The organism is Sphingopyxis sp., from assembly GCF_036402335.1.
Classification (GTDB): Bacteria; Pseudomonadota; Alphaproteobacteria; order Sphingomonadales; family Sphingomonadaceae; genus Sphingopyxis.
The window spans coordinates 1-4,354 of sequence record NZ_DASWTD010000276.1 but is presented as its reverse complement, the minus strand read 5'-3'; the positions used below and the strand labels follow the sequence as shown (position 1 = coordinate 4,354).

Annotated in this window: 3 protein-coding genes; 1 reads left to right on the top strand and 2 read right to left on the bottom strand. The window is 63.8% G+C overall.

Features of this window, described 5'->3' with window-relative positions:
• A partial coding sequence (locus VGD20_RS08720; RefSeq protein WP_331134069.1) for a TonB-dependent receptor plug domain-containing protein occupies positions 1-2,465 on the bottom strand: 2,465 nt, incomplete at its 3' end.
• 150 nt (positions 2,466-2,615) lie between these two features.
• Between VGD20_RS08720 and VGD20_RS08715 the strand changes: the two genes are divergently transcribed.
• Positions 2,616-3,689: an AraC family transcriptional regulator gene (locus VGD20_RS08715; RefSeq protein ID WP_331134068.1), complete on the top strand. Its 1,074-nt coding sequence runs from the start codon at positions 2,616-2,618 to the stop codon at positions 3,687-3,689.
• 103 nt (positions 3,690-3,792) lie between these two features.
• On the opposite strand, the gene VGD20_RS08710 is transcribed toward VGD20_RS08715, so the two are convergent.
• A partial coding sequence (locus VGD20_RS08710) for an ADP/ATP-dependent (S)-NAD(P)H-hydrate dehydratase (RefSeq protein WP_331134067.1) occupies positions 3,793-4,354 on the bottom strand: 562 nt, incomplete at its 5' end.

Genomic DNA, 4,354 nt, shown 5'->3' with positions numbered 1-4,354 from the left:
TCCGCCGTCGTATAGCTTTTCGACCGATAGAGGCTCGAGCCAGTCGGGGTCGCGAACGACGCGGTAACGCCGCTGCGATGATTGACGAAATTGACGATCGTCACCGGCCCCGCCGTGAAGCCGAGCGTGGTCCGCAGGGTCGCCCGAGGAATCCCGGCGTCGAGCGAGTTGCTGACCGCCGAGGTCGGCGACAACTGCGTGCGATATTTCAGGATATAATTGCCGGCGACCCCGCCGAAGATCGTCCCGAAGTCCGCCGTATGCCGATACCGTATGTCGAAATCGATGCCGTTGGTCTTGCGGATGCCGAAATTGCCCTGGCGCAGATCGAGGATGTTCCCGATCGTCGGCACGGCCGAGAAGGTATAGAAGAAGGGCACGGTGTTCGTGATCGCCGAGGTGACCTGCGCGGCACTCGGATCGCGAATGACCAGTGACGCAAAGGTGGGATCGGTGAAGACAAGCGCGCCGAGGCCCGACGGCGTACCGATCACGTCGCGATATTTGATGTCATAGAAGGTAGCGCCGGCAGTAAGGCCCGGTGCAAAGGCCGGCTTCAGGTCAAGCCCGAACGAGAAGGTCCTGGCTTTTTCCGGCTTCAGATTCTGATTGCCGCCGAAGAGCAGCATCGTGTTGACTTGCGTTGCGCCGCGCAAGGGATCGCGCGCGCCGAAGGCGTCGACCAGCGCAGCCGCGGCGTAGTAAGAGCCGACGGTCGAGCCGAGGTCGCGAAGTCCGGGCGCGCGGAACGACCGGCCGTAGCTCCCGCGCAAGTTGACGCCCTCGACAGGCTCCCAGGTGATGCCGACCTTGGGATTGGTCGTCGAGCCGAAGTCGCTGTAATGATCGTAGCGCCCCGAGAGCGACAGCGCGAGGCTATGCGCCATCGGCCCCGCATTGCCCTCGCCGACGATCGGCACGAACAGCTCGCCATAGACCGACGCGATGTTGCGGCCCAGATCTTCCGGAAAGCCGACGCCTCCGCTCGAACCGCGCTGCATGTAGGTTTCGCGCCGATATTCGGCGCCAAGCGCGACCTTGAGATCCCCGCCCGGCAGGTTGGCGAGCGGTCCGTCGATCTTCACGGCGCCAATCCGGGTGCGCTGGCGGTTGGTGAAATCGGTCGGATTGTCGAGAATGGCGGCAACGACCGCCGGATTGGTACGGGTGCCGAACGGGTCGAGCGCGGTCGCGGTCGTCGTGCCGGCCGCCGCTGCCGTCAGGGCGGTCGTGTTGATACCCGGCTGGAAGGTGTCGTTCCGCGCCCAGTTGAACGTACCGAAAACGCTGGCCTTGAAGTCACCCGGCAATTTGATGTCGAGCCCGGCCGTCGCGTTCCCGCTCCTGACGCGGAACGTCTGGTCGAAATGATCGGCGCCAACCAGGTTGTCGGGCCGAAAGTCGACGAATTCAAATGTCGCCCCGGTGCCGGGTGGCGCCCGGAAGAAGGGATTGGCCGCAGTGATCAGGACGAAGGTCTGCCCGGGCAGCGCAGCCTGAACGATATCCCGTCGATCAGAGTAGAGGAGATCGGCCCAAAGGGTCACGTTCGAGGACAGTTCTTGGCGCGCCGAGACGAAGGCGGCGTGGGTGCGGTTTTCCGGCACCAGATCGACCGGCCCGCGCGGGTCGCAGGTGTTGAGCCCGGGCGCCAGGCTGGGCGCGGCATAGATGGTGCCGGTGAACAGGTTGACGTTCGCGTCCGGACAGACGGCCGAGCGCGTATCGACGCCGCCTGCCGCCCGGAAGTCGAGCGAGCGATACCGCCGGTCGGCGCCGGTGATGTTGCTGCTCTCCGAATATTGATAGGCCGCGACGAAGGAGCCGCTACCCCAGTCGTGACCGAAAATGGCCCCCGCGTTGAACGCGTGATAGTCGTCGGCGAACCCATAGCGGACATTCGCCTCCAGTCCCGAGACGCGCTTCCGCGTGATGAAGTTGACCACGCCCGCGACGGCATCCGAGCCGTAGATGGCCGAGGCGCCGTCGGCGACGATCTCGACCCGCTCGATCGCGAGCTCGGGAAGAAAGGGATAGTCGGGATTGGTCTGCTGCGTGCTCCCCGAGATCAGGCGATGTCCGTTCATCAGCGGCAGGGTAGCGGCAGGCGGGAGCCCGCGGAGGCCCGGCGCGAAGGAGCCAAGCCCGCCATTGCTGGTGCGCGGCGCGGTGTTGAAGCTGTTGAGCTGCGGAACCGTTGCGAGCAGTTCGGGCGTGCTGGCGGCGCCGATCAGCTTCGCATCCTCGCGCGTCACGCCGATCAGGCCCGATCCGGTTGGCGGAATGCCGCGGATGCTTGTGCCGGTGACGACGATTTCGGTGTCGGCCTCACTGTCGCCGCTCGACTGCACATTATAGTCGGCCGACTGAGCCTGCGCGCTTGCCGGCACAAGGCACATTGCCGCGATCGCCGAGCCGGATAGCAGACACGCGCGGCGTGCCACGAAATTGATGTTGTTCGACATGTCGGTCCTCTCCCTCGCTTGTCAAATACGGCGTTAGCCGCGGCCGGACTTTGCCGACTTGATGCCCTGCTTATGGTCTGCCAGAGAGGTTTGTAAGCGCCTTGACGGACATCGATGTGTCTTTAGCGGACAGCAAGAAGGAGAGAGACGTTGTCGCCTGGCGATGTTCAAGCCGGCGGGGTAAGTGGCCGCAGTCGCGCAGGCTTTCCGTCGCTCAATCAGCGAATCTTCGCGCCATTCAAACTGGCAACGGTCATAGACGCCGTCGCCAGCCGCGGTATCGTGCCGGAAAGGGTCTTGGATCGAACCGGCTTGACGCCGGCCGAGGTTCGCGATCCGCACACGCTGACCTCGATCGGCCAGTATCTGGTCGCGTGCGAGAATATTGTCGCCGCCGGCGCCGAGTTCTCCGACGCGTTTGTGATCGGCTCGCGTCTCCACCTATCCGCTTATGGCATGTATGGCTACGCGCTGATGTGCTCGCCGACGATGCGCGAGTTCTTCGACTTCGCGGTGCGATATCAGCCCCTTGCCACTCCGACGGTAAAGCTCGGTTGGCGAACAGAAGGCGCATTCGCGATCTGGCGATTCGAGGAAATCTATCGAGACGTGATGAGCAATGAGGTCCGGACATTCCTCGTTCGTCAGCAGATGAAAATGACCTTCACGCATATTCGGGACACCGCCGGGGCGGACAATCTGCCGATACGTGCGATATTCGCCTTGCCCGAAGACGGGCAAGCGCGTGCCGACGAAGATGCGCTGTCCTGCCCATGTTCTTACGGACAGGAATCCAACGAGCTTCATTACCCGGTGGGAATTCTCGACCAGACACCCGAATTAGGGAACCGGCTGACGCGGACAATGCTCGAGGAGACTTGCGAACGGCTGATCGGGCAGTCGCGGATCGCGTCAGGGCTGTCCGGCGAAGTCTATCAACTGCTGCTTCTGGCACCCAATCAGTCCGCCTCGATGACATCGATCGCGGGCCAGTTGGGGCTACAGGAACGCACCCTGCGTCGCCGGCTGGCTTCTGAAGGAACCAGCTATGGAGAGATAGTGGATGATGTTCGTCGCAAGCTGGCGATCGAATATCTGCAGACCACCCGGATGAGCGTGGACGATGTCGCCTGGAAGGTCGGATTCAGTGACAGTGCGAACCTGCGCCGCGCCGTCAGACGGTGGACGGGGAAGACCATCAACGAAGTCCGCATGGCAAAATAGCGCGTCAACGGCTCTGCTCGAGGCTGCGCTGTGGCGGGGCTGCGCCTTTTGGCACCTTCGTGCCTGGTGCAGGCGATGTACTACACACACAGGATTGAGATAGTCAGACGCCCCGCATCAAGCCGGGAACGAGCGGCGGCAGTTCGCGCGCCAGAAAGCCGAGCGATCCCATCGTCTCCGACAGGCGGCGCCCCGCCTCGCCGTGGAGCCAGATGCCCCACGCTGCCGCGTCGAGCGGAGAGAGCCCCTGGGCTCCAAGCGACGCGATCAGCCCCGCCAATATGTCACCCGATCCGCTGACCGCCAGGCCAAGGCCGCCGCCCGCGTAACTCAGCGCTGTGTCGCCGGCCATCAGGTGGCTGGTCGACCCCTTCACCATCACCGCGCAACCGAAGCGCTTGACGGCTTCAGCCAGGTTGCCGGCGGGATCGGCGGCAATTTCTTCGCGCTCGACACCCAACAAGGCGGCCAGTTCGCCTTCGTGCGGCGTCATAACGATATGCGCGCCGCGCGCCCGAATTTCCTCGGCATGATCGCCCGCGGCGCGAAGCGCGACAGCGTCGAGCAGCAGGAACATGTCTTCGGGGAGCGCCGGCAAGAGCGCCGCAAGAAGCGATCCGACGATAGCCTCGTCGATCATCGCGGGCCCGAAAACGATCGCGTCG